Source organism: Wolbachia endosymbiont (group A) of Rhinocyllus conicus, assembly GCF_947250775.1.
Lineage (GTDB): Bacteria > Pseudomonadota > Alphaproteobacteria > Rickettsiales > Anaplasmataceae > Wolbachia.
Genome location: NZ_OX366349.1, coordinates 738,982 through 761,358 on the forward strand (window position 1 = coordinate 738,982; position 22,377 = coordinate 761,358).

A 22,377-nucleotide genomic window follows, 5' to 3' on the forward strand; every position below is an offset into this window, starting at 1 on the left:
CCGTTTTCTGGTATCAATTCCAGATTTTGTGGGTGGCATCTAATCCTGGACATTGCCAAGCTCGTAGCGTTCTTTCTACATCGATTTTAAGCCCTGCAGTTAAAAAGTTGTTACGTATGTTATAAATTCCCCACTGGATAAATTGACCATAGGTATATACATCACCTGAAAACGCACCTTCACTAACTTTTGTTCTGGAATGTAGATAAGATGATGTATAAAGTAACACTGCAACCGTTTTTCCTGCTGGAATTTCTACATTGCCAGATGCGGCAAATTTGCTATTAGAACTCGCATATTTGTAAACATTTTTCCACATTATTTTTGAAATTCTTGATTTACTAGCATTGGTATTATCAGGGGTTCCCACAAATGCTCCTGCTCCTTCATATCCTGAACTCCAATAAGATGTACCAACAAAGTTTAATGTTCTTGTTATATCCCTACTTGTGGTGTTTTTTACAAACATTACTCCAAGTGCAGCACACGGGTAGTAATATATCTGATTATGACTACTCGAAAAACTGTTTGTATACAACTCTCCGTAAATAAATGTACCTTTACTTCCCTCTATAAAACTCAATTGTCTTGGCCGATAAAAACTAACGTAACTTGTATCGTATGTATGGCTACCCGCAAGTAATTGCAACATGTAATCGGTTTTTGTTATATCACCGCTCCATCCACCTAACTCAGTTGTGAAAATTCCGTGACCATAGTAATTATTTCCTCTACTTAGTACTCCAAACAAGAAAGGTAATGACCCTGGTTCAACCATATTTCGATTTTTTACTTCTTTCATGATTGACGACCCACTTGGTACATCATTGATGGAGTTAAATTTTGTTGTCAGTGTTTTTAGCTGGTCTTCCCTGGTTTTTACCTCCTTCATAATTGATGAACCGCTTGGCAAATCATTGATGGAGTTAAATTTGGTTGTCAGTGTTTTTAGCTGATTTTCCCTGGTTTTTATTTCCTTCATGATCGATGAACCATCTGGCACATCATTTACACCACGAAAATCTTCTACTAAACCTTTAAGACCATCTTTATGATTGTTGCTAATACTGTTTATTGCCGCAATATTCGCATCCTTTCTCGTGTCAAGTAGCGATACATATGAATCTGATGACGCTTTTAAAGTATCCAAGGTGTTAGTTTTTAGCGTATTGATCTCATTTACAGACTCTGTCTTTGCTCCAGTTATCGCTGATATTGAATTTTCCTTGTTAGTATTTATATCATTCAAGTGCGATCTTGCAGCGTTTAGAAGTTCTTTCAACTTTTCATCAGTCATCTGTACAATTTCAGAAACTGCACTTTTGTCGACTATTGATTCCAATGCTTTAGCAAGATATGCTAATTGATCTGGTGTACTGTTTGCTGCTAAATCCTTAAGCCTCTTTTGTAGTGCATCAATTATCTCTTTTACCTCAGTCATCTGCACAATGTCAGCAATAGCTTTTTTATCTGCTATCAATTCCAGTGATTTTGCAAGATATGCCAGTTGATCAGGTTGCTGTTTGCTGCTAAATCCTTTATCCTTTGGTATATTGCTTCTTTCATTCCCAAAAATTTAAAAAAGTTTCAAAGTTAAACCGCTCAAAATTACTCTTAAGTTGATTATGCTCATCTTCTCTTTCAGTAATATCTTCATCTATTTTTTCTATAGCTCTTCGAATACGTACTACATCTTCCACTGCAATGTTTTCTGGATGTGGTAGTGTATATCCTCGTTTGCTTTGGTCATTTGGCATTGATTCAAGTAATAATCACTCGCAAATTTTTTACTTTAGGACGATAGATAACTGTTCCACTTAAAACTAATTTTATCCTTGTCTCATTGCCATTAAAGTTTGTCAGCACATGAGTTCTCTCTACCCAATTTTCTCCAATTGGTTTTCCTGATGTTAAATTTACTAATTGCCATTCTCCCACGTTTTTCTCTACATAAGTTTTAATGTCTGCAGTGCCAGGTATCAGCGCATCATAGGTAATTGTTATCTTAGTGTTAGCTCCTGCTGTAATACTTCTTGTAACATAATCTCCAGACTCTGAAAGATTACCCATAACTAACTGTAACCCAGGATAAAGAACTGGACTTTTTTCTCGCCCTCCTTTTAGGCTTGCTTTTACCGTTAGCTCTCCAGATAATCTTTCACGCAGTGCGAGCGGCAAATTATCAGACAAAAAGTTTTCTCTTCCCCCTTCATCTGTCAGAATAAATTCTACATTGGTATCAAATGCTACTTTTTCGACGTTCGTCAAAACAATTAAATCTGATACATTATTTACAGTAACTTTGCCAAGATCAACAACATGAGAAACTTCACTAAATTTTGCAGCTAGTAGTCGAAACGTTAAATCTAAATTTTGATGTGGAGTCCAGGTGCTTGCATTGCTAGATGACAGTAATACTCCTACTTGATATGGTTGACTCGTTACCCAGCGGCTATTTACTGCATCATATTTGCCAAGTTCTGCTATTTTTACTGTAGTATCTGCATCATCAGTAAGCAGTACTATCGCATACTCTTGTTCTGCATGGCAAAACACTGGTGACCAAGTTATACGTGTTGCTGTGCCATCTATCTTTATATCTTTTGGCTCAATATAGCTTTCAGCAATGACAGTTTGTGAGGGTACTCCCACTGCTGTTTCTGTAATCTGCACAACAACACGTTTTTTGCCTTTATTTATGAACCATAGCTCTACACCTCCTATGTGCCTACTCTCATTTAAAGTAAATGTTTGCGCTAAAGGATCAATTCTTCTTGCTGCAATAACTCTTCTTCTCTCTTCTATAGTAATAGTTTTTTTACCAGTATACGTTGTTTCTCCATAACTTCCTTTATCCCCATAAAACTGTACTAATTTAGTACCTGCTGGAATATTTGCTGGTACTTTCACCTTTCCCTTTAATTTTCCCTGGTTGTTAGCTCTTTTTTCCACTTTTTTTTCCTCTATGCCATAGGTATAATAGAAATGCCATCAAATTTTATTTCCTTAAGCTTTTCATCTGGCTCAAAACCTTCAATCTCAAAATTTTGAGTTGCTTCTCGCATAAATTCAGTTTCGTATGAGGTACTTGACAGCAGCTCTGTTGTTTCTTTAACATTAAACACTCTGGTTACTGGACTTTTCCAATTTGTTTTTACCTCCGTCCAGTGATCAATATTTTTATTTAAAGTAATTTGTGCTGGTACTGGATCAAAAGCTTGATACGGATTAATTCTTTCTCCTTTAGTCTGTAAGAGCTGTTCTAGTACCGGCTCAAGTTCATACGGCAAAAGATATCTTTCCCCACCTTTTTCAATATCTGCAACTTCTACATCTATTGGCAGAACTAGCTCTCTATTTACTATTGCTGCAGACTGCGAAATTCCTTGATCACGCATATCATCATCGAAGAACGAATCAACAAATACTCCTTTTTTGGTGGTAGGTTCTCTTGAATTTGCATCACTGCGTAAACGTTCCTCTGCAACTAGAGCATAAAGATCATTTATTCCTTTTTTCATTGCTTCAAGCTCATTCATCGGTACAGCATGAATAGCATTATTCACTATTTTTACCCCTTCTTTTTCTCCGTTTTTCCATGTTTGGTGAATGTAGCAGAGCAAAAGTTGTCCGCTAGGCGCTTTAGGCATTGATGGTCTCCAAGAATGGGAAATTCCTTTTATCCTTCTTATTGTGCCTTTTGCATCTATAGTAATTAAATCAAAGCGGGGCATTTTCCAGGTGTAATCAATCAGAACCAAGCTGTTATCAACTGCTCCTTTTACTTTACACCCCTCTTCACTTATATCTTCAGGAATTACATGAGTGCGGCAGCGGTAAGTTATTTGATAACTACTTCCAGGAGCTGGTTCTTTACCTGGTAATGACCAATCAACGTTTCCTGCATTTAACTTATAGTCTGTACTATTTTCATAAATAACATTGCCTTGTTTAACTTGAATAATCTCAAGTACTGCAGAATCAGGTATCGGATCAACAGCTCCTGAGTATGAACCATGAGTAACAGTAGTGGTTTTCTGAACAGTTATATCTACTTTTTTAATTTCACTTATTGGAAAATCATTAACTTTAAGTTCCATTACTCTTTGGCTATTTGGCTGAAAAGTATGTGGTTCTGATTCAACTGATTTTATATTCGGATCTTGATCAAAAGAAACACGAATACTATGAGGTAACTCAATTTCATAACCATCAACATGAGCTTTGCCCTCATTAATCACAAATATTTTTTTTCCCTTTTCGTCTCCCTCTTCTCTCTGCAAACACATTACTTCTAGACCATTTACAACGTAGGAACCATTTGCCTCTTTGTCATAACGAGCAAGCGCAGTAGTTACTATATTTGCTTGTGGTGGCGGTGAATGTTCTATCAATACTCCATTTTCAATATTGTAAATTGGGTAAAATTCGCCATTTGTAGAGTTAACAGTAACACTTTCTACTTGGTATCCCCAAATGGTGGAAACTTTAAGCCTTGCAGCTCCTACTTCCTGATAGTTTCTTGTACCAACAGCAGGATCACGAAGATTTTCGTCCTCAAGTTCTGTAATGGTAGATTCTAGGTAATAAATACCTATACGAACTGTGGTACTCAGTGGAATAACAAACTCTTTTGCCTCTACTTTTCTCACCGCTCCACGAAGATAGATTTTTCCTGACTCAAGTGTAACTTTACCAGTTTCTCTATCTATAATACAATTGCTTCCTGTTATAACATCACCATCACGAAATATTGCATCACCTATGCCTTTAAGCTTAGAAAGAGCATACTCCTGAGTCTCATTTAATTCTGCAGACTGTAGACCTCTTCCAGCAAGAAATAAGCTTTTCTCATATTCTTTGTCAGGATTAAAGCGGTTATAATAACTATTTAAGGTCATTTTGTTTCAAAAAGTTACAACAAATGAAAAAGTTTCCCGAGTTGCAGATGTTCTGATAAGTGGTACAGTGTGTTCTAAAACTAATAAGATCCCTGGGTCTTCTATATCTTGTGGTTCAAAATACCTCTGTCCTATAGGTAATTCTTCTTTTACTTTAGTACCAACCATAACCCCTAATTCCCGTATAACTTGATTTGCTGCGTTTGTGAAATCGAAAGTAAATTTGAGATAGAGATTATTAGTTGGTACATTTGAGGGCCTAAACCTTCCAGATGGAGTTATAAGTTCACCGTTTTCATCACCTGTGCAGAAAAGCACTTCATCCGCAGTACGTCTGCCAAGTTCATTGAGTAGTTTTTGAGAAGTAATAGGCTCCGGTGGTGTGCTTTGAACGTACTCTATAGTAACTGTACTATTATTTACAATAGAGCTGTTTTCTGTACGCTGAATAACACCAGTACTGCTATCAACTATATAATCTATACTTGGCTGATAAGTTGTTTGTCCGATAAAAACTTTTACGTCTTTAATGGGATGGTGATCAAGCTTGATTTCGTTATCAGCTGCAAAAGTTTTTTCTACTTTATGGCTACTTTCCCAATTTGCATCACCACTGCCCCAGGCAAGATGTATGGCTTGTTCTTTAATACTTGCGGCTATTGCTGCTCGACCTGATTGTGTGAGTATTGACATTAATTACCTTATTTCATAGCAAAGCAATTGCTTCAAATACCAATTGTTAACTCAAGCCCCCTTATATATATAAGTTCAACTTTTTTCAGAAATGTGTTCACTTTTTTTGCAATTCCTTTTTTCATAATAAGTTTTTATTGACTAATCTTTAATCTACTTTAGACATAATATACTTACTTTTAGATATATGATAACTAATAGAGAATTTTGGGAAAGTAGTTTAGAAATGCCAGTATCCTTTTTGCTTAAGGACTTTCAAAATCCAAGTTTACGTGAAAGTTGGCTTGATTCTCTTTCTGGTAGACAATTAAGTGTGATCTTTAACCATTACTTTCAGAATAAACAAAACAGGCAATTATTTAAAGACTACGAAAAATGCGATGATATTTCAACTCAGCAAAAACGCAAGATGCTTATTAAAATTTCTGAATCTCTGTTTGATTATTATTTAGTCAATCGTTTTAGTCGTACAAAATCAGAAACAACTATAGCTGAAGTAGCACAGTCTGTATTAGGCCAAGATCTTCTGAAGTCATTTCTGCTACAAAATAACAAATACGACAAAAAGTCCTTGTTGTTCACTCTCTTTATAACTAATCGTAACTTACTAAAACAAATTTTCTGCTTTAATCAAGTACAGAAAAAAGGGTTTTTACCTTTCGTATTAAAAAATCCTCCAAGACAAAAGTCCACTTCATTTAAGAATTTTTTATCAGAAAGTACAATACAGGAAATATTAAAACAGCATGATCTCTCAGAAAATGATAGTTTTGAAAGTCAGTTTCAAGAACTCTTTTACTACCAAAATAGTATTTACTTATTTATACGACGTGCTAGTAAAGATAAAGATTTTGTGATAAGTTTAAATAAAGTAATACATGGTTATAAGCCTGATTGGATCATTTTTGATTTTTCTTCTAATGCTAATCAAGTACATTTATCCACTAAAAATATTAAACACGGTTTAAAAATAGCAAATAGTATTGTCAGCCTTTATTTTGCTCTTGAATGCTCTTTTGTCAGTTTACATAGCCAAAACACAGTGGCACAAGTACGTACCTTCCTATGTTCATGTATACCAAAATCAGGACTTAATGATATTAGCATATGTGAACTTAAACTTACTTTAGCTAAACCACAGACCTTTATTACATTAAATACAAATGAAGTTGAAAAGTGGTTGAACATATTAGAACCTTCAGTTGGTAGTGTGTTACATGAGGTCTCCCTTATTCAATATGTGAAGGTGATATTTAAAAACAAAAAGGTTACTTTATCCTTTCGAGTACAGGACTCAAGCTATATAGCAATTAACTACTCAGAGCACGTACTTGATAAAAAAGAACGTGAAGATTTTAAGTTGTTGTTTAGGAATACGTATGGACTTACCATCTTGTCAAAAGCACAATACTACTGTCTATCGGCAAATAATTACTAACCTGCTTGAGTGGAATACTTCTCATGATTCACCTAGTCAGGATTTTTTAGAAGTTGCACAATACTTATCAAGCCTTGGGTTTTTAAGTTTAAGAGAATATTATTTTATAGTCTGTGCTAATGATACAGATGATTCTGATTTTCGTGTAATAGATTCTTTCTGTAACAATAGACTAGAAATCGCAAGTGACTACGATGAGGAATATGATGACCCAATAATGTGTGACCTATGTAATCGTGATATCCTGCCTGATACCTATGAGAAGCAACGTTACCATTCTCTAGAGATAAATGTTAATCATTTGAAAGTTATTGAATGGTTTGAAGAACAATTGGCAAATTTGAACATCACTTCGAATAAAGTAGCAACAGGGGTTTATTATGTTATTGTTGGCACAAGCCTTGTCAGCTTAATTATTCCGGATTGTTGTTCTGATAAATCATATCTAACTTTAGATAAGCTCAAAACTAATCCTACTGTTTTGATCAGTTTCAATGAAAAAAACCTTAAACCATTGTTAAACCTGTACATTATTCCCATGGCTGATTTAATTTGTGGATATCGAACTTTAAATGAAATATTAAATGAAACAGTTGAAAAAGGAGTACCAAAGTTATTACCTAACGTTTCTTTTCAGGCGCTAAATTGCTATCCTTATATTCCACTACAACAAACCAAACTAGCAACTCAAGAAAAGATTCTGCAATTACGAATCAAAAACGGTGGCATTTATATCAATGACATAGAGGTTGTCAATAAGCAATCTAAGTTAGGAATGAATATCTTTTTTGTTCTTCTTGAACAATTCTGGTGCGATTTTAAAGAAGGCATTTCTTCAGGGCAACATAAAGCATTAACTATTGAACAAATTGCAGATTACCTGGGAAATATTTCCGATGCTGAACAACAAATTCGTAAACCGATAAATAGAATGCAAAGAACCATGGTAGATAAGTTAGCTATAACCTTAGGCATGAATGTAAAAAGAGATGATATTATTCAAACTCTACCATGGTCTGGAATAGGTATCAAGGAATATGGCTATAGACTTAATCCTTCCACTCTCAGCCTTAAGAAGTAGCACAAGTGCTGCACCACTGGCTATTTACTTTGCTAATCTGCATAGCTGGAATAGATTCACCATTTCTCAGTTCAAATATCAATTTGTGTTGTTCATTATCTTTCATCATCATCACGCCTGAAGTATATAAACTCCTTAAGGCAGAAGCACCGCTGAAACTTTGAAATGGCTCTTCTGACAATGATCTCTTTGATACTTTTTTGGTATTGTGCGTTAAGATAATACCACATCTAGGGTTTGTCATCGCTCGTAACTTTTCAACTCTATCTTTAAAAAAACAGAACACGGAGCTATTGCTATTCTCTTCTTTGTATTTATTAAAATCAAAAATACTGCGTAGCGTATCTATAGCAATAATATCTACTTCTTTTACATTTAATGTTTTTGCCATAATATTACCGATTTTTTCTACTCCTTCAGAATCTAAAAGTAGCTTTGTCTTTGGAGTAATAATTAAATTTTCTGATACTAATTCTAAAGATTTTTCATCAAATTCCAGTTGTTGCAGCCGCTCCTTAATGTAGTGATACTCAATATCAGTTTGAAGATAGAATATTTTCAATGGTTTAGATGGAATCATGCCTAAAAATGGTAATCCTGCGGACATATATGCTAACCAAGAGAGTAAGAGGTCGGTTTTTCCTACTTTTGGTGCTCCTCCTAGTAATAGCATTCCTCCAGGCGTTAAAATCCTTGGTGAAATTATGTCTTTTGGTAATGGGGATTTATCTTTTAAATATTGTCTAGCTGGAAATGCTTGTATATTCATTTGGTTTGATGCAAATAGTTGTTTCACATCTATCCCTTCTTCATACCCCTCAGGTATACTGTGCAATATTCCTAAATTAGCTAGTTCAGCAGCAATCTTTTCAGCATATTTTTCATCCTTATCCGGCAAAATTATTACTTGTTTACCAGTTAATACAGACCAATCAGTTTCACTGATAGATCCATATACACCAAGCATCACAGTTGTTGCCATAATTCCGTGCTCTATTAAGGCTTCAGCTCTTTTCTCTCCTTTTACTATTACTAGCTCATTGGACCTAATAATACCAGGTATGTTATATAGTGGTTTTAAGCCCTTGCCAGAAGTTTTCGGATACCAAACATGTCTGTAATTGTTTCTGTAGAGATATGCATATGCTATCACTTTGTTATTCTCGTCAAGATAACTATATCTTGCAGTTATATGTTTATTGAGCCATTTGTTTATAACTCCAGAAAGTCCAGCTTTATCAGCAACTAAACTCCAAAGTGTGACAATATTACCATTGTTTCCACTATTTAGGCCATACCAGCTTCCTATCTTACCGCCTGCAACTTCAACTATAATTTGATCTCCACTGATATTTCCAATATAGAATTTCTTCTTGAAAAATTTACCGCCAGGCAGTAAATAAAATAAACATGCTTTGATGTTATGCAGTAGTAAAAATTCCATTTCTCCAGTAATACAAAATTCCATAAGTCCTCCAATTCTAAAAGACACAATTTAAAATGGCACCCAATCAACTTCAGGTTGCTCTGGGATAATAACCGTAGCAATCTTGTTTTTTTCTCCATATCGATCAGCTTCAATACCAACTTTTGCAGTAAACTCTAACCCGTTAAAATCAGCTATAGAGTTGACTTTTCTAGCAATAACTGCTTTTTCTGAAGTGTCATTTGAATGAATGTTCCGTGCTGACTCTAAAATACTTCTAAGCATAGAACGACCAGATTCTGCCCAAACATCTTCTTCTTCAACGCTTGCTTTGCCACTTTTAATGCCAATTACTTGAAAAATCTTACGTTTTGCATATAGACCTTCAGTGACAGTAAATTCAGCGTTTAAATAGATGCTGCCAGTAGTGTAGCTTTTCGTGAACCAATTTTCATAACCTCCAGGCTTTATTGCCATTTTTACCTTGACTGTTGTACCTCTCGGTATTAGACTGCTCTGCAGTTTCGCGTTATTAAAATCAGTTAAAAAATCTGTTAGCATATTGTTCCCTATAAATTAAGTAAAAAAAAGAATCAACTCCATTGGTCTACAAGTTTCCAACGACCATTTATCTTATCGACAAGCTTGCTTGCCACACGTTCACCATTTCGCAGCTCAAACACTATTTGACGGGTAGTGCTTTCTTCATCATGAGCAAACATCACCATGCCAGTGCTATAAAATCCACGTAAAGATCCAGCACCGCTTAGGCCTTGAAATGGATCTTCTTCCAGCATCTTTTTGGACAGTTTTTTTGTGTGGTGGGTGAGGATTATACCTGCATCTGGATTAATAATGTTCCTCAGTCTTTCAAGCGTTTTTTGCAAAAAGAATAGCATAGCGCTGTTGTCATTTTCATTACCATATTCACTTGAGTTAAAAATGTTACGAAGAGGATCAATCGCAATAATATCAGGTTTGAAACGCTCTTTAACAACATTTTTAATTTCATCTATTTCTTCACTACTAAATGATAATTGCACTCTTGGCGTGATAATTAAGTTATTGGCAGCTACATTCAAAAGTTCGTTATCCAGTTGAAGTTGTTGCAACCGTTCTTTCATATATTCATACTCAATTTCAGTTTGCATGTAGAAGATTTTCAAAGGTCTACTTGGTGTCATACCGAGAAATGATCTACCAGCAGCCATGTAAACAAGCCAAGAGATCAAAAAGTCACTTTTGCCGATTTTAGGTGGGCCACCCAGCACCAATAGACCTCTTTTTGTTAAAATCCTTGGTGAAATTATATCTTCTGGTATTGGCGATTGATCATTCAAGTATTCTTTCACACTGAAAAAGGGAATTTTTTGACCGATATTGAAAAAGCTTTGTTCCATAATAATTTCTCCAATTTTTAATTAAACAATAGGAGCCAAAGTTTTGGCTTTAATTTTCGCAAGTAATTTACCCAGATGCGGCTCTTCAACCATATTAAGGCAACCACTTCGATCTTTAGCTGGGTATCCCCAAGAATTAATGTTATGACAGACAAATGAACGTACTTCTGTGCCATTATCTTTCTTAATTCCAACCATGCTGATCACCTCATCAACAATGCCTGGAATCTCACTAGCGGTTTTAGCTCCTTCACATTGAGGTAGCCAAATTGGACGATTGCAGTCATCGAGATATTGACCTAATGTTCCAACTATGATAGTGTCTTTGTCTCTGATATGTTGAAATTGATTGAGCCAAGCCATCATCTCTTGAGCAAGTAATCCATGGGCAGCTCTCATATCCTGTTTTCCCGATCTCTCAGAAAAAGCTTCAGGTTGCATTTTTGCCCATAATAGACATAAACGTGAAGCAACGGTTATACTGTCCACAAAGATGCATCGGTATTTAGAAACTTCAGAAAGAAGATTTTTATACTTACCAGATACATGTTCATGGTGTCTTTGGCTGTATGCTTGATCAGACCTCAGCGCAGGATTAGGCCCACCAATAAGACAAGCAATGTCTCTAGCTTCATTCCAAGTGCGAATATTGATTGAATCTCCTTTCCAATCCTGAACAGCAAGAAGTCCTGCTTCAAAATCAAGGCAAAGCGTTGTCGATTCAACAAGAGTTTTAAGCAGGCTAGTTTTACCGATTCCATAAGGTCCAAAGATTACCATTTTCACACCTGTGACTGTTTTTATTCTTTCTTCGTTATTTATTATTTTTAGAGTCATAGTTTTTACCCCCTATATATATAAGTTCAACATTTAGCGCATATGTGTTCACTATTTTTTACGAGATATAAGTTTTTAGATGTGGAAATTTTTCACCTATTCGTTTAAGAATCTTGTAGATGGTTGTTCTCGATAAACCAGTAATTTCAGAAACTTCAGCTACATTATAAACTTTGAGTTTTTCACAAAGATCTTGCCAACGTGGTGGTAACTGTTTAATAAGATCTTCAACATCTGAACATGCTGCAACTTTGCTTTCAAAATCACAATTTTTATCAACTAAACTATCCAAGATTTCATTGTCAAGAAAGGTAATATCTCCACCATATTTCATACGTTGTTTTTTGTTTATAAGGTTAACAACACGATTTTTGATCACTTTGTCTGCAAAGTAGGAAAAACTGCTTTTGCTTTTCTCATGTTGCTCGAGGCAAGGCCAGATCTCACAAAAAAGTTCTTGTTCTATATCTTCAAGAGTGTCATGAGCAAAACATCTGAAAGACTTCATGTATTTAGCATAATCTCTTACCTTTTTAACTAATATATAATTAATCTTAGAGTATTTATTTTTAGACTTCATAAAGCTCCATAAACAGTTATATGGCTTAAGAATGAAGTCTATTGACTCAATCTTGCAGGGCATGGAAGAAACTCAGTCCCCTATGTAGAAAAATTAACTTATTGATATTCAGGTGTTTTTTGTTAAAGCATCCCCCATCTGCAAAATTTGTTCAGACATACTTATAGATGTTTTTATATTGGAGACTAGTTCTTCTTTGAGTTATTTCCGTTTTAAGTTTTCTCAATAAGGCATTCATATAAATTTTTTTTCTTTACAGTGAATAAAAATAACGGTAAACTTACTTGTAAGTTTATTTTGTAACAATAGAATTGTTTAGAATGCCTTCTATTTGAGCTTTTAAGAGATTTACAAGCATTAATTAAAAAAAAGATGACTTCTTTATCTGAATTACAAATAGTGTTTATAAGGACCTCTTAAAGAGTTTTAAAGGGTAAGGAAATTTTGTCACCGTCCTTATGGTAGAGGTAACAAGAATTGGCTATTGCAGAAATGACCTTTCAAAAAATCTCTAACCATTTGTTCTTTAGGCTTGAAAAATTTTCTCTGCAATCAACAAAAAAAACATAATCACAGGTAATAAATAAAAATTTTGGTAAAAGTAATGCCTTTTTATGAGGTTTGAAGTTTCAGTAAGTCAAGAATCGTTTTAAAAATAATTACTGGCATTTTTTCTTGTTAGTTTTCATGACACTAGTAGTATGTGTTTCTATTCTAATATTTATTTATATTACTTTATATATCTACGTATGTATTATTTACATATATTATATAATATATAGGTTTTCGGAAATTGGAAAGCAGCTATTCTAGCGGGTTTGAGTGTTACCAAATTGACTAAATTTTTTAAAAATGGAAACGTAACATTATTTATGTTTAGTAGCTGAAAGTTGGCGAATTTCAATAAGTTAGCTGCAATACAATCTCATTTCCAAAACTTGGTAAATTCTCCGGAAACGTTGGAAATTGGGTAAGTCCGGAAATCATTTTTGCTGTACTTTCTAGAGACAAAAAAGCTCACAATTTTCAAAAGTTAACTACTTCAAACTTTCCTGCACCTACATTAAAATCACCTTTACCCTTAGCAAATGGTCCTGTTGGTATATCAAGCCACTTATCTTCTTTTGAGTGTGTAGCCATGCCTTTAATTATCTTACGCTCGTTTAATAAGCTTTGTGCTAGGTATTCAAGTTTATGCCTACTAATATCATGAAATGCAGCTGGTAATCTATGCCGCTGTTTAAACACCCCTGGTCCACCTGTATGCGTAAATGGGTGCCCTTCTTCTGCTGAAACTGCTATAGCTTGCACAAGTATCTTTTTTAAGTATTCATCAGATATTTTTTTGAGCTTAAATTCTTCAGATATATCCTCAAGCAAGCCAGTTGAAGAACGCAAGTAAGTTCTTATACTCCTATCTGTTGACCCATTAGATTTAACTATAGCTCCTTGATATACTGCATTATTAACTTTATTCATCTTGAATGTCTCAAATACAATGTTTTGATTGTCTGCAGAAGCAGGCCATAATGCAAAAGAACACCTAACTCCATCAACAAGTGCAGTAGTTCCTCTTATTGCCTCTCTTGCTTGCTCTACAGTTGTGATTGGTCCTCCACATTTAGGTTTTCTCATGTGATGTGCTACAATTGTAGTTGCTCCTGTTTCACTTGCCAAACTAGCAAGTAACCCCATTGTGTACCATCCCATCTCTGGATCCGCATTTATATCTGCATGGACAAATGATGTTAATGGATCAAAAACAATAAGTTTTAAATTGTTAATCGAGCTTAATTGTGCTCTGATATCTGCAAACTTTTCTGAAATTTCAGGACATTTGCCACGCATATTAGTTTTTACTACAGAAAAAGGTTCTCCTGTATTTGGTATAGGTACAATAAACAACCTATCTTGATATTCTGCCCTTTTACCTTCAGGATCAAGGCGATCGAGACGACGATGTATTTCATCTGCATCATCTTCTGCTGAAAAAATTACCACTGATCCATGTTCTGTCACAAGTGGACCAAAACCGCATGTTTGATCTGCGTTACTTGCAACTTTAAGTGCTAGATCAAGAAGAAGCATACCTTTACCTGTATCTCCCATAGCAGCTACTATTGAGGTAACACCTAAAGGGAATAAACCTTCAACAAGAAACCTTTGTATTGGTACTGGACCTAAATAACGACTCACACTCCAATCTAAAATGTTAAGTGGCTTTTTTGTAGATTTTTTTTCGATGAATTCCGAAATATTTATACCTTCTTGTACACCATCTGCAGCATCCCACCCTTTCGGTTTACCTTGTGGAATCTTAAGAACAACAAGTGATGCAACTCCGATCTCTAAAAGCTTTTTTTCAGCATTTTTTGCGTATTTATTACCTGCTTCATCATTGTCTGGCCATATAATAATGTGTTTACCTTTAAGTGGAGTCCAATCTGTTTTCTCAATAGGTGCATTTGCTCCAGACATCGCTGTTGTTGCAGTAATTCCTTGTTCTATCAGCGCTTCAGCACATTTTTCTCCTTCAACTAGAACAACTTTATCAGATTTTAAAATGCCTGGTATATTATATAGAGGCCTTATTTCTGGTGAAGCATAATTAAACGTTTTAACATCAAATGGACGATATTCTTTCTTTCCTTCAGGAGGGTCATAACGGTAAACTATAACTATAATCTGGTTGTCTTCATCGTAATAATTCCAGCTGTAAGTCATGTACTGTTCTAGATCTTTGATACTCTTTTTTTCTCTAGTGTGTTGTTTGCCAAGCCATTCGCTTATTGAAACTATTACCTCAGAAAACTCTGTCCTTGCATTCTTTCTATGCACAGCTGCCCAAAGGTCGATAATATCACCACCTTCTCCAGTTGCAAAATCATTCCATAGACCGGCTCTACTGCCACTCAGTTCTACTCTTAAACTTTTTCCTTTATTACCCCAGATATCACCTACTTGAAACTCATTTTTGTGAAAAGTTCCGTAAGGTAATAAGTACGAAAGACAAGATCTGATATTTTGTAAAAGCTGTGTTTTTAGGTCTGCTGTCCCTTTTGTTGAAAAATGATCCTGTGAATACATAAACTCTCCAGTTGCCTTAATTAATATAGTTCAATGTTTTTTGAAGAAGTGTACACGTACAGCAGTTGCAACTATTGCAATGGTTTATAAAATTTTCTGGTGAGTTTATTGATGAAACAAGAGAACAAAAAAACTGAACACTTTTTCGAAAAAAGTTGAACTTATATTATTAAGGGGAGAATGAAATGCAACCTCTCTCTAGTTAAGTAGCATAAGATTCTTGGATTTCCGTTGTTGGCCAACAAAAAAACTATAAACCGCTTTTTGATAGTACGTTGTAGGAACCAGACGATATTTTGGAATCAGTGCTACTTATAGTCAATGTTTTGGTGATTTTATGATAAAAGCAATAGATTTTTCAACTTTAAAGAACTCATCTCCATATAAAGAATTTATTATGCAAGATTGGCTTGCCATTGGAAGTCTCTCCTCTTTTTTTGGTGAACGCGGAACAAATAAATCTTTTTTAGTTCAAGAATTAATGACAGCTATTGCAACTGGTCAACAGTGGTCAGGTACAAGTTTTTTACCAGCTAAAGTTTATGGAGTATTTTCAGAATATGATGAAACCGAACTATTATGCCGTCAATATAAAATCAATAAAAGTTGTGAAATAAGCAACCTTGACAGAATGAAAATGATTTCCCTATTTGGTAAAGAAAATTTATTAATGACTTTTAATAACAATAATGTAGGAACACTCACTCCTCTATTTAATGAATTACTTAGTGATATTAAATCATTTAAACCTAAACTTGTAGTGCTAGATAAGGCATTAGACTTATTTGGAGGCGATGAAAATAATAATTCTCATGTTAGACAGTTTATTCATAGGTGCTGTGCTTATATAGCAAGAGAAGTTAATAGTTCTGTTTTGTTGTGTAAACATGGGTCAATAGGAGAAGTATGGCGTGATACAATAGAATTTCATATACACGCTTATCTAGATGAAAAAAGTAACTATCTAGAGAAAAAAAATAACGTACATGTAGAAATTTTACCGCAAAAGACTTTATTTGCCGGCAAGCTATAGATAAGTTCTTTAAATTTTAGAAAATAATATGTCAATCCTAACACTGGACCTTGGCAAGCAAACGGGCTGGGCAATTCTAACAGATGGAGTAATTGAAAGTGGAAGCAAAAGTTTTCATGGTAGCCGTTTTAGCGGAGGTGGAATGCACTTCTTAAATTTTCGTAGCTGGCTAAATGAAATGAAGGAAAAGTTCTCAAACATTGAAGCAGTGTATTTTGAAGAAGTGAGAAGACACCTAGGAACTGATGCAGCGCATTGCTACGGTGGGTTTTTGGCTGTTCTCTCTGCTTGGTGTGAAGAACATCATGTGCCGTACAAAGGTGTTAATGTTAAAACTATCAAACGCTTTATAGCAGGCAAAGGCAATGCAAGTAAGAGTGAAGTTATTGAAGCTGTAAAGGAAAAAGGTTTTTTGCCTAAAGATGATAATGAATCTGATGCTTTGGCATTAATGTTTTACGCTATGAATCTCAGTAAAGATTTTAACACATTAAAAATACCATAAAAAGTGGGTCCTTTCGGCCATAATGGCGGGTTTGGTGGTGCTGACCCCAGGCCTTCTTTAGCGTCAGACATATTTTAAATATTAACTTTTTAATTAGTATAGCAATTATATGAATTTAGCAATCCACTATTATCCTGTTGAAAACCTCGTCGAATATAAGCGTAATCCTCGTAAAAATGATGACGTAGTAAATAGAATGTGTGCTTCTATTCGGGAATTTGGCTTTCGTATACCAATAGTTGCAAAAAGCGATGGAACTGTGGTTGATGGTCATTTAAGACTTAAAGCAGCAAGAAAACTTGGTATGGAAAGTATTCCAGTGGTCTTAAGTGATAATCTAAATGAACCACAAACCAAAGCTTTTCGATTACTGGCAAATCAATCAGCTAATTGGGCAAAGTGGGATGATGAGCTTTTAAAAGTGGAAATTCAAGAGTTAGAAGATTTACAGTTTGATCTTAAAATGACTGGATTTGAATTAGAAAAAGTTCAACATTTCCTTGATGATTTAGATAGTGAAAAAGAAGATCTTTCTGACTTAGCTATTGATGACAAACAAGTAACAAAACCAGGTGATCTATGGATTTTAGGTGATCATAAAATCTATTGTGGTGATAGCTCTGTAGTTGAATCATATAAAGCGCTGTTAGATGATAAAATGGCAGACATTACTGTTTGTGATCCTCCATATAATGTTGATTATGGTGGTAGCCAAGATAAAAAAATATTAAACGATAATCAAGGTGAAAAGTACGAACTTTTTCTCTACGATATCTGTTCCCATATTTTAGCATATACGAAAGGTGCAATTTACATTTGCATATCATCATCAGAGTTTTCAACGTTGCAAAAAGCATTTGAGGAGGCAGGAGGAAAATGGTCAACATTTATCATTTGGGCAAAGAATCACTTTACGCTAGGAAGATCAGATTATCAAAGACAATACGAAGCAATGCTCTATGGATGGAAAAGCGGCAATAAACGTGAGTGGCATGGTGGTAGAAATCAAAGTGATCTGTGGTTTTATGATAAGCCAACACATAACTCATTACATCCAACAATGAAGCCAGTAGAGCTAATGGAGAGAGCAATAGTAAACAGCAGCAGATCAGGAGACATAGTACTTGATCCATTTAGCGGTTCTGGAAGTACACTGATTGCATGTGAGAGAACAGGAAGAATTTGTAGGACAATAGAGCTAGATTCAAAATTTGTAGATGTAACCATAAAACGTTGGCAAATATATACAGGAAGAGATGCCCTTTTAGCCAGTACTGGTAAAACTTTTGCAGAAATTCAAGAAGAAAATTCGTAAAAAGGAGCAAAAAGAGAGGAGGAAAAGAGTGGAAAAAATCACGCAGACGGAATGGGCAAGAGAGATAGGAGTATCAAAGCAATATGTCTGTTATTTAGTAAAAAAAGGAATAGTTAAGTTGGAGGATAGTTTGATCAATAGAGAACAAGCAAATGAAGCAGTAGCGGCAATAAGAGATCCAAGTCAGCCACTGAGGAGGAAAAATCCAGAAAACGAAAATACAAGTAACCTTTCCACGATGTTGCTAAAAACTCGAATAAAAAATGAAATGGAACGAGGTAAACTTCTTGAGGCAAAAGCTAGGGCTGAGATAGGAGAACTTGTAGCAGTAGAAGAAGTAAAGCGCGATGCATTTAATGTAGCAAGAGTTGTCCGTAATAATTTACTTAATATTCCAAATAGAGTTTCAGCATTGCTTGCATCACTAAGTGACACTGAAAAGATTCATATGGCGCTAACTGAAGAGATTACAAACTCATTACAAGAATTATCTAATACTAAATTTCAAATATAAGAAAGATTTTGAATATAAAATGGCTGATAACTTAAGTTTAGAGTTAATAAAGTGTCTCATTAATCAACCTGGATTAGATGTTAATGTTAGAGGATTAAATGGAAAAACCCCACTACATTGCGCTATAGAATTTGACGAATTAAGCATGGTGGATTTGTTACTCACAAAAAAGAATATTAATCCTTTTGTGGAGGATAATGAAGGTAAAACATCTCTTGATTACGCCAAAGAAGGGAAAAAAGCAGAAATATTACAAGCGCTAATTAATAACAAGTACGGGTCAGAACAAGATAGTTTACTTCATTTAGCTGCAATGATAGGTGAAGTTAATGCAGTTAGATATTTGATAGGAAAAGGTATTGACGTTAATGTACGAAATGCTTTGCACCATACTCCATTACATCTAGCAGCAGGCATAGGACATGCAGAAGTTGTAAAGATTTTGATAAGAGAAGGAAAAGCTGAAATAGATGTCTTTGATGCACGAAATCAGACACCAATGCACTATGCAGTTAATAATAAAAAGTTGGAGATAGTAAAGTTACTGCTGAAGCTTGGAGCAGATGTGAATAGTGCACGCATGGGACAAAACTCAATGAAATTGTCACCTGTGCATATAGCTGTAAGTAATGCTAATTACGATGAAAGAGACTTATGTCTTGATATCCTCAAATCCTTAATAAAGGAGCCTAATGCTCAAGTAAATTTGCAGGACTACGAAAATAAAACACCACTACATTATGCTGAAAGACTGAAAACAATAGAAGTTTTACTAACGCGAGAAGATATAGACCCTCTGGTAAAAGACGATAGCGGTAAAACACCATTTGATTACGCTAAACCTGAGATAAAGAAGGCTTTGATGAGTAATAAATACGGTTCTGAAAAGAATAGTCTACTCCATTTAGCTGCACAAATGGGAGAAATTGAGCTTGTAGATGCAATTTTAAAAGAAGAAATCGATATTGATATTGTAAATAATAAAGGTTTATCACCGATTTACCTTGCTGCGGAAAAAGGGCATTTACATGTAGTAAAGTTATTGCTGAAAAAAGGGGCAAATTATACACCTGTTTTTCACTTAGCAATCAAATCAAACAATTTAGAGTTACTTAAAGTTTTGTTTACTGAAAAAAATGGGTCTTTGCTCTGCAGAGATACCGTTGTTAATTTTCCAACCCTTCATAATAAATATATAGCACAGAGAGAAATAGCAGATAAAAGGACGAAAAAACACAATAATATTATCTGCATCTATACTACAGTCAGCGCAATAGCAGTAGCAGTATATATAGGGTTGATAACAACAACAATAAGCAGTGCAATCATTTTTGCAACAATAACAGGGGTATTTGCGCTTGTTATAGCAATAATGATAAGTGAGATGAGCAAAAGATATATAGAAAACGAATTTCAGAAAAAGATGTTTATGGAATTGGAGGAGTGTAGTTCTACTGTTAATGATGTTGAGATAGAACCAGTTATGAGTAGATGCAGACAATGATATACGCTAGAGCTTTTTCTGAAGGTTTAAGACCAGATCCGCAGCTTAAAGTGTCAGAGTGGGCGAATGAGTATCGAGTTTTAGCTCCAACTGCAGCATCAGAGCCAGGTAAATGGAGAACGGAAAGAACTCCTTATTTAAAAGAAATCATGGATTCACTATCTCCATCTTCACCAGCAGAGAAAATAGTATTCATGAAAGGAGCGCAGATTGGGGGAACAGAAGCTGGTAACAATTGGATTGGCTACATCATAGATCAGACTCCTGGTCCAATGCTGGTAGTACAGCCAACAGTTGAAATGGGAAAGCGTTGGTCAAAGGGAAGATTTGCACCGTTAATAGAGAGTACACCATGTTTAAAAAGTAAAGTAAAAGACCCAAGGTCAAGAGATTCGGGCAATACTGTGCAAAGTAAGGAGTTTCCAGGTGGAATAGTAGTAATAACTGGAGCAAATAGCAGTGTAGGACTTCGCTCTATGCCAGTAAAATATCTCTTTCTTGATGAGATTGATGCCTATCCAGGAGATTCAGGAGGTGAAGGAGATCCAGTTTTACTCAGCATAGCTCGTACCAATACATTTGCACGGCGAAAGATTTTTTTAGTATCAACACCAACGATTCATGGAATAAGCAGAATTGAGAAAGAATTTGAAGCAACAGATAAGAGATATTTTTTTGTACCATGTCCGCATTGTAATTATTACCAAATATTAAAATGGTCACAAATAAAATGGGAAGATAAAAATCCAAATACAGCACACTATATATGTATAGAATGTGGTAAAAAGATAGAAAATCATCAAAAGACAGAGATGCTTGAGCGTGGAGAATGGAGGCCTACTAATAGAGTAAAAGGTGAGAAAAAAGGATTTCATCTTTCAAGTCTTTATAGTCCAGTTGGCTGGTATAGTTGGCAACAAGCAGTAGAGGATTTTCTCCATGCAAAGGAAAGTGAACAATTACTAAAAGTTTGGATAAATACCACTTTAGGAGAAACTTGGGTAGATAAAGGAGAAGTACCTGATTGGAAGCAATTATTTAACAGGAGAGAATTTTTTCAGATTGGCACAGTACCAAGGAGAGAAGTGGTACTTACTGCAGGTGTTGATGTCCAAAAAGATCGTTTAGAAGTAGAAGTTGTAGCATGGGGAAAAAGCCGTGAAAGTTGGTCAATAGACTACCGAGTATTTGAAGGAGATACAGGAGGTAGGGAAGTATGGGGAAAACTCTCTGAGCTCTTAAATCATCATTTTATTGGTGAAAATGGGCTTGAATACATGATAAGCATGATGGCGGTTGATGCAGGGTATGCAACGCAGGAAGTGTATAATTGGGTAAGGAGTCATCAAGGCTCTGGAAGAGTAATGGCAGTAAAAGGTGTAAATAAAGCTCTAGTGCCACTTAGCAGCCCAAGTAGAGTAGATATAACAGTTGGTGGTCAAAAGCTGAAAAGAGGAATAAAGCTCTGGCCAGTTGGAGTATCGATATTAAAGTCAGAGCTTTTTCAATTACTTAATATTTTGAAAGAAGGTGAAGAAGCTCCAGCAGGATATTGTCATTTTCCTGAGTATGCACCTGAATATTTTAAGCAGCTAACGGCAGAGCAATTAGTCAGCAAGGTAGTAAAAGGATACACTAAACAAGAGTGGCAAAAGGTAAGAGAAAGAAATGAAGTACTAGATTGCCGAATTTACGCAAGAGCAGCATCGATAGCACTGGGAGTAGACAGATGGCCAGAGAGTAAATGGAATAGTTTGAGTGGAAAAATGGAAAGTAAAAAGCCTAAAAAAGTAAGACAGAGTAAGTGGTTGAAAAATGTATAACGAAGAGTATTTGTTTCAAGTTGAACAAGCAATAAAGAAGCTTCAGAGTGGCGAAAGAGTGGTATCAATTGCATATGGTGATCATGTTGTGAGATATGCTGAAGTACAGATAAATGACTTGCTCAGCCTCAGACAACGCATCAAAAGTGAACTAAAGATTGCTGGAATGAAGCCGAAGAGAAAGATTGTTTTTTCAACGAGTAAGGGGATCATATAATGATGAAAATCGTTGAAAGGAAT

General features: G+C 35.2%; 20 protein-coding genes. 9 read left to right on the forward strand and 11 right to left on the reverse strand.

The features are described 5' to 3' along the window. Positions 1 to 13: 13 nt before the first annotated feature. The 5 genes from OOK92_RS03755 to OOK92_RS03775 all read right to left on the reverse strand — a co-directional run bounded on the left by OOK92_RS03755 (position 14) and on the right by OOK92_RS03775 (position 5,594). On the reverse strand, positions 14 to 1,480 hold the full coding sequence (locus OOK92_RS03755; RefSeq protein WP_264735742.1) for a hypothetical protein: 1,467 nt from the start codon (positions 1,478 to 1,480) through the stop codon (positions 14 to 16). 82 nt (positions 1,481 to 1,562) lie between these two features. Further along, positions 1,563 to 1,757, reverse strand: a complete 195-nt coding sequence (locus OOK92_RS03760; protein WP_264735741.1) for a hypothetical protein — start codon at positions 1,755 to 1,757, stop codon at positions 1,563 to 1,565. A 4-nt stretch (positions 1,758 to 1,761) separates the two neighbouring features. Then, positions 1,762 to 2,952, reverse strand: a complete 1,191-nt coding sequence (locus tag OOK92_RS03765; protein WP_264735739.1) for a hypothetical protein — start codon at positions 2,950 to 2,952, stop codon at positions 1,762 to 1,764. 11 nt (positions 2,953 to 2,963) lie between these two features. Continuing rightward, entirely contained in the window at positions 2,964 to 4,901 is a 1,938-nt protein-coding gene (locus OOK92_RS03770; RefSeq protein ID WP_264735738.1) for a DUF4815 domain-containing protein, read from the reverse strand. Positions 4,902 to 4,907: 6 nt separating this feature from the next. Beyond that, complete coding sequence (locus OOK92_RS03775) at positions 4,908 to 5,594, reverse strand: hypothetical protein (RefSeq protein ID WP_264735737.1); 687 nt, start codon at positions 5,592 to 5,594, stop codon at positions 4,908 to 4,910. Positions 5,595 to 5,781: 187 nt separating this feature from the next. On the opposite strand from OOK92_RS03775, the gene OOK92_RS03780 reads away from it, so the two are divergent. Then, positions 5,782 to 7,032 (forward strand): hypothetical protein, encoded by a 1,251-nt coding sequence (locus OOK92_RS03780; RefSeq protein WP_264735736.1) that lies wholly within the window; start codon positions 5,782 to 5,784, stop codon positions 7,030 to 7,032. Next, positions 6,974 to 8,113, forward strand: a complete 1,140-nt coding sequence (locus OOK92_RS03785) for a hypothetical protein (RefSeq protein ID WP_264735735.1) — start codon at positions 6,974 to 6,976, stop codon at positions 8,111 to 8,113. Before OOK92_RS03780 ends, OOK92_RS03785 begins: the two co-directional genes overlap by 59 nt. On the opposite strand, the gene OOK92_RS03790 is transcribed toward OOK92_RS03785, so the two are convergent. The 6 genes from OOK92_RS03790 to OOK92_RS03815 form a co-directional block, all read right to left on the reverse strand. Then, entirely contained in the window at positions 8,103 to 9,581 is a 1,479-nt protein-coding gene (locus tag OOK92_RS03790; RefSeq protein WP_264735734.1) for an AAA family ATPase, read from the reverse strand. The genes OOK92_RS03785 and OOK92_RS03790 overlap by 11 nt on opposite strands. Before the next feature lie 27 nt (positions 9,582 to 9,608). Further along, positions 9,609 to 10,100, reverse strand: a complete 492-nt coding sequence (locus OOK92_RS03795; RefSeq protein ID WP_264735733.1) for a hypothetical protein — start codon at positions 10,098 to 10,100, stop codon at positions 9,609 to 9,611. A gap of 32 nt (positions 10,101 to 10,132) precedes the next feature. After that, positions 10,133 to 10,939, reverse strand: coding sequence for a helicase RepA family protein (locus OOK92_RS03800; protein ID WP_264735731.1), 807 nt, complete (start codon positions 10,937 to 10,939; stop codon positions 10,133 to 10,135). A 21-nt stretch (positions 10,940 to 10,960) separates the two neighbouring features. Continuing rightward, a complete protein-coding gene (locus OOK92_RS03805; protein WP_264735730.1) occupies positions 10,961 to 11,776 on the reverse strand; it encodes an ATP-binding protein in 816 nt (271 codons plus the stop codon). A 58-nt stretch (positions 11,777 to 11,834) separates the two neighbouring features. Further along, positions 11,835 to 12,356, reverse strand: a complete 522-nt coding sequence (locus OOK92_RS03810) for an RNA polymerase sigma factor (protein ID WP_179947489.1) — start codon at positions 12,354 to 12,356, stop codon at positions 11,835 to 11,837. A gap of 1,026 nt (positions 12,357 to 13,382) precedes the next feature. Further along, positions 13,383 to 15,443, reverse strand: a complete 2,061-nt coding sequence (locus OOK92_RS03815; protein ID WP_264735728.1) for an AAA family ATPase — start codon at positions 15,441 to 15,443, stop codon at positions 13,383 to 13,385. 337 nt (positions 15,444 to 15,780) lie between these two features. Here OOK92_RS03815 and OOK92_RS03820 point away from each other — a divergent pair, with 337 nt between their 5' ends. The 7 genes from OOK92_RS03820 to OOK92_RS03850 all read left to right on the forward strand — a co-directional run bounded on the left by OOK92_RS03820 (position 15,781) and on the right by OOK92_RS03850 (position 22,354). Continuing rightward, positions 15,781 to 16,476 carry an AAA family ATPase gene (locus OOK92_RS03820; protein WP_264736295.1) on the forward strand — a complete coding sequence of 232 codons (696 nt, stop codon included), beginning with the start codon at positions 15,781 to 15,783 and terminating at the stop codon, positions 16,474 to 16,476. Between the two features lie 28 nt (positions 16,477 to 16,504). Beyond that, positions 16,505 to 16,981 (forward strand): crossover junction endodeoxyribonuclease RuvC, encoded by a 477-nt coding sequence (locus tag OOK92_RS03825; RefSeq protein WP_264736296.1) that lies wholly within the window; start codon positions 16,505 to 16,507, stop codon positions 16,979 to 16,981. A 109-nt stretch (positions 16,982 to 17,090) separates the two neighbouring features. Further along, positions 17,091 to 18,296, forward strand: a complete 1,206-nt coding sequence (locus OOK92_RS03830; protein ID WP_264736297.1) for a DNA modification methylase — start codon at positions 17,091 to 17,093, stop codon at positions 18,294 to 18,296. Positions 18,297 to 18,324: 28 nt separating this feature from the next. After that, the gene (locus tag OOK92_RS03835; RefSeq protein WP_264736298.1) at positions 18,325 to 18,810 is read left to right on the forward strand and encodes a hypothetical protein; all 486 of its coding nucleotides are present in this window, start codon (positions 18,325 to 18,327) and stop codon (positions 18,808 to 18,810) included. Between the two features lie 19 nt (positions 18,811 to 18,829). Continuing rightward, complete coding sequence (locus OOK92_RS03840; protein ID WP_264736299.1) at positions 18,830 to 20,314, forward strand: ankyrin repeat domain-containing protein; 1,485 nt, start codon at positions 18,830 to 18,832, stop codon at positions 20,312 to 20,314. Then, positions 20,311 to 22,137 carry a phage terminase large subunit family protein gene (locus OOK92_RS03845; RefSeq protein WP_264736300.1) on the forward strand — a complete coding sequence of 609 codons (1,827 nt, stop codon included), beginning with the start codon at positions 20,311 to 20,313 and terminating at the stop codon, positions 22,135 to 22,137. Before OOK92_RS03840 ends, OOK92_RS03845 begins: the two co-directional genes overlap by 4 nt. Further along, positions 22,130 to 22,354: a gpW family protein gene (locus OOK92_RS03850; RefSeq protein ID WP_264736301.1), complete on the forward strand. Its 225-nt coding sequence runs from the start codon at positions 22,130 to 22,132 to the stop codon at positions 22,352 to 22,354. Before OOK92_RS03845 ends, OOK92_RS03850 begins: the two co-directional genes overlap by 8 nt. Positions 22,355 to 22,377 lie beyond the last annotated feature (23 nt).

Coding starts and splice junctions, on each gene's coding strand:
- OOK92_RS03795 (WP_264735733.1), bottom strand. CDS start 10,100: ATGCTAACAGATTTTTTAACTGATTTTAATAACGCGAAACTGCAGAGC.
- OOK92_RS03790 (WP_264735734.1), bottom strand. CDS start 9,581: ATGGAATTTTGTATTACTGGAGAAATGGAATTTTTACTACTGCATAAC.
- OOK92_RS03810 (WP_179947489.1), bottom strand. CDS start 12,356: ATGAAGTCTAAAAATAAATACTCTAAGATTAATTATATATTAGTTAAA.
- OOK92_RS03850 (WP_264736301.1), top strand. CDS start 22,130: ATGTATAACGAAGAGTATTTGTTTCAAGTTGAACAAGCAATAAAGAAG.
- OOK92_RS03775 (WP_264735737.1), bottom strand. CDS start 5,594: ATGTCAATACTCACACAATCAGGTCGAGCAGCAATAGCCGCAAGTATT.
- OOK92_RS03805 (WP_264735730.1), bottom strand. CDS start 11,776: ATGACTCTAAAAATAATAAATAACGAAGAAAGAATAAAAACAGTCACA.
- OOK92_RS03780 (WP_264735736.1), top strand. CDS start 5,782: ATGATAACTAATAGAGAATTTTGGGAAAGTAGTTTAGAAATGCCAGTA.
- OOK92_RS03825 (WP_264736296.1), top strand. CDS start 16,505: ATGTCAATCCTAACACTGGACCTTGGCAAGCAAACGGGCTGGGCAATT.
- OOK92_RS03845 (WP_264736300.1), top strand. CDS start 20,311: ATGATATACGCTAGAGCTTTTTCTGAAGGTTTAAGACCAGATCCGCAG.
- OOK92_RS03840 (WP_264736299.1), top strand. CDS start 18,830: ATGGCTGATAACTTAAGTTTAGAGTTAATAAAGTGTCTCATTAATCAA.
- OOK92_RS03800 (WP_264735731.1), bottom strand. CDS start 10,939: ATGGAACAAAGCTTTTTCAATATCGGTCAAAAAATTCCCTTTTTCAGT.
- OOK92_RS03830 (WP_264736297.1), top strand. CDS start 17,091: ATGAATTTAGCAATCCACTATTATCCTGTTGAAAACCTCGTCGAATAT.
- OOK92_RS03760 (WP_264735741.1), bottom strand. CDS start 1,757: ATGCCAAATGACCAAAGCAAACGAGGATATACACTACCACATCCAGAA.
- OOK92_RS03770 (WP_264735738.1), bottom strand. CDS start 4,901: ATGACCTTAAATAGTTATTATAACCGCTTTAATCCTGACAAAGAATAT.
- OOK92_RS03815 (WP_264735728.1), bottom strand. CDS start 15,443: ATGTATTCACAGGATCATTTTTCAACAAAAGGGACAGCAGACCTAAAA.
- OOK92_RS03785 (WP_264735735.1), top strand. CDS start 6,974: ATGGACTTACCATCTTGTCAAAAGCACAATACTACTGTCTATCGGCAA.
- OOK92_RS03820 (WP_264736295.1), top strand. CDS start 15,781: ATGATAAAAGCAATAGATTTTTCAACTTTAAAGAACTCATCTCCATAT.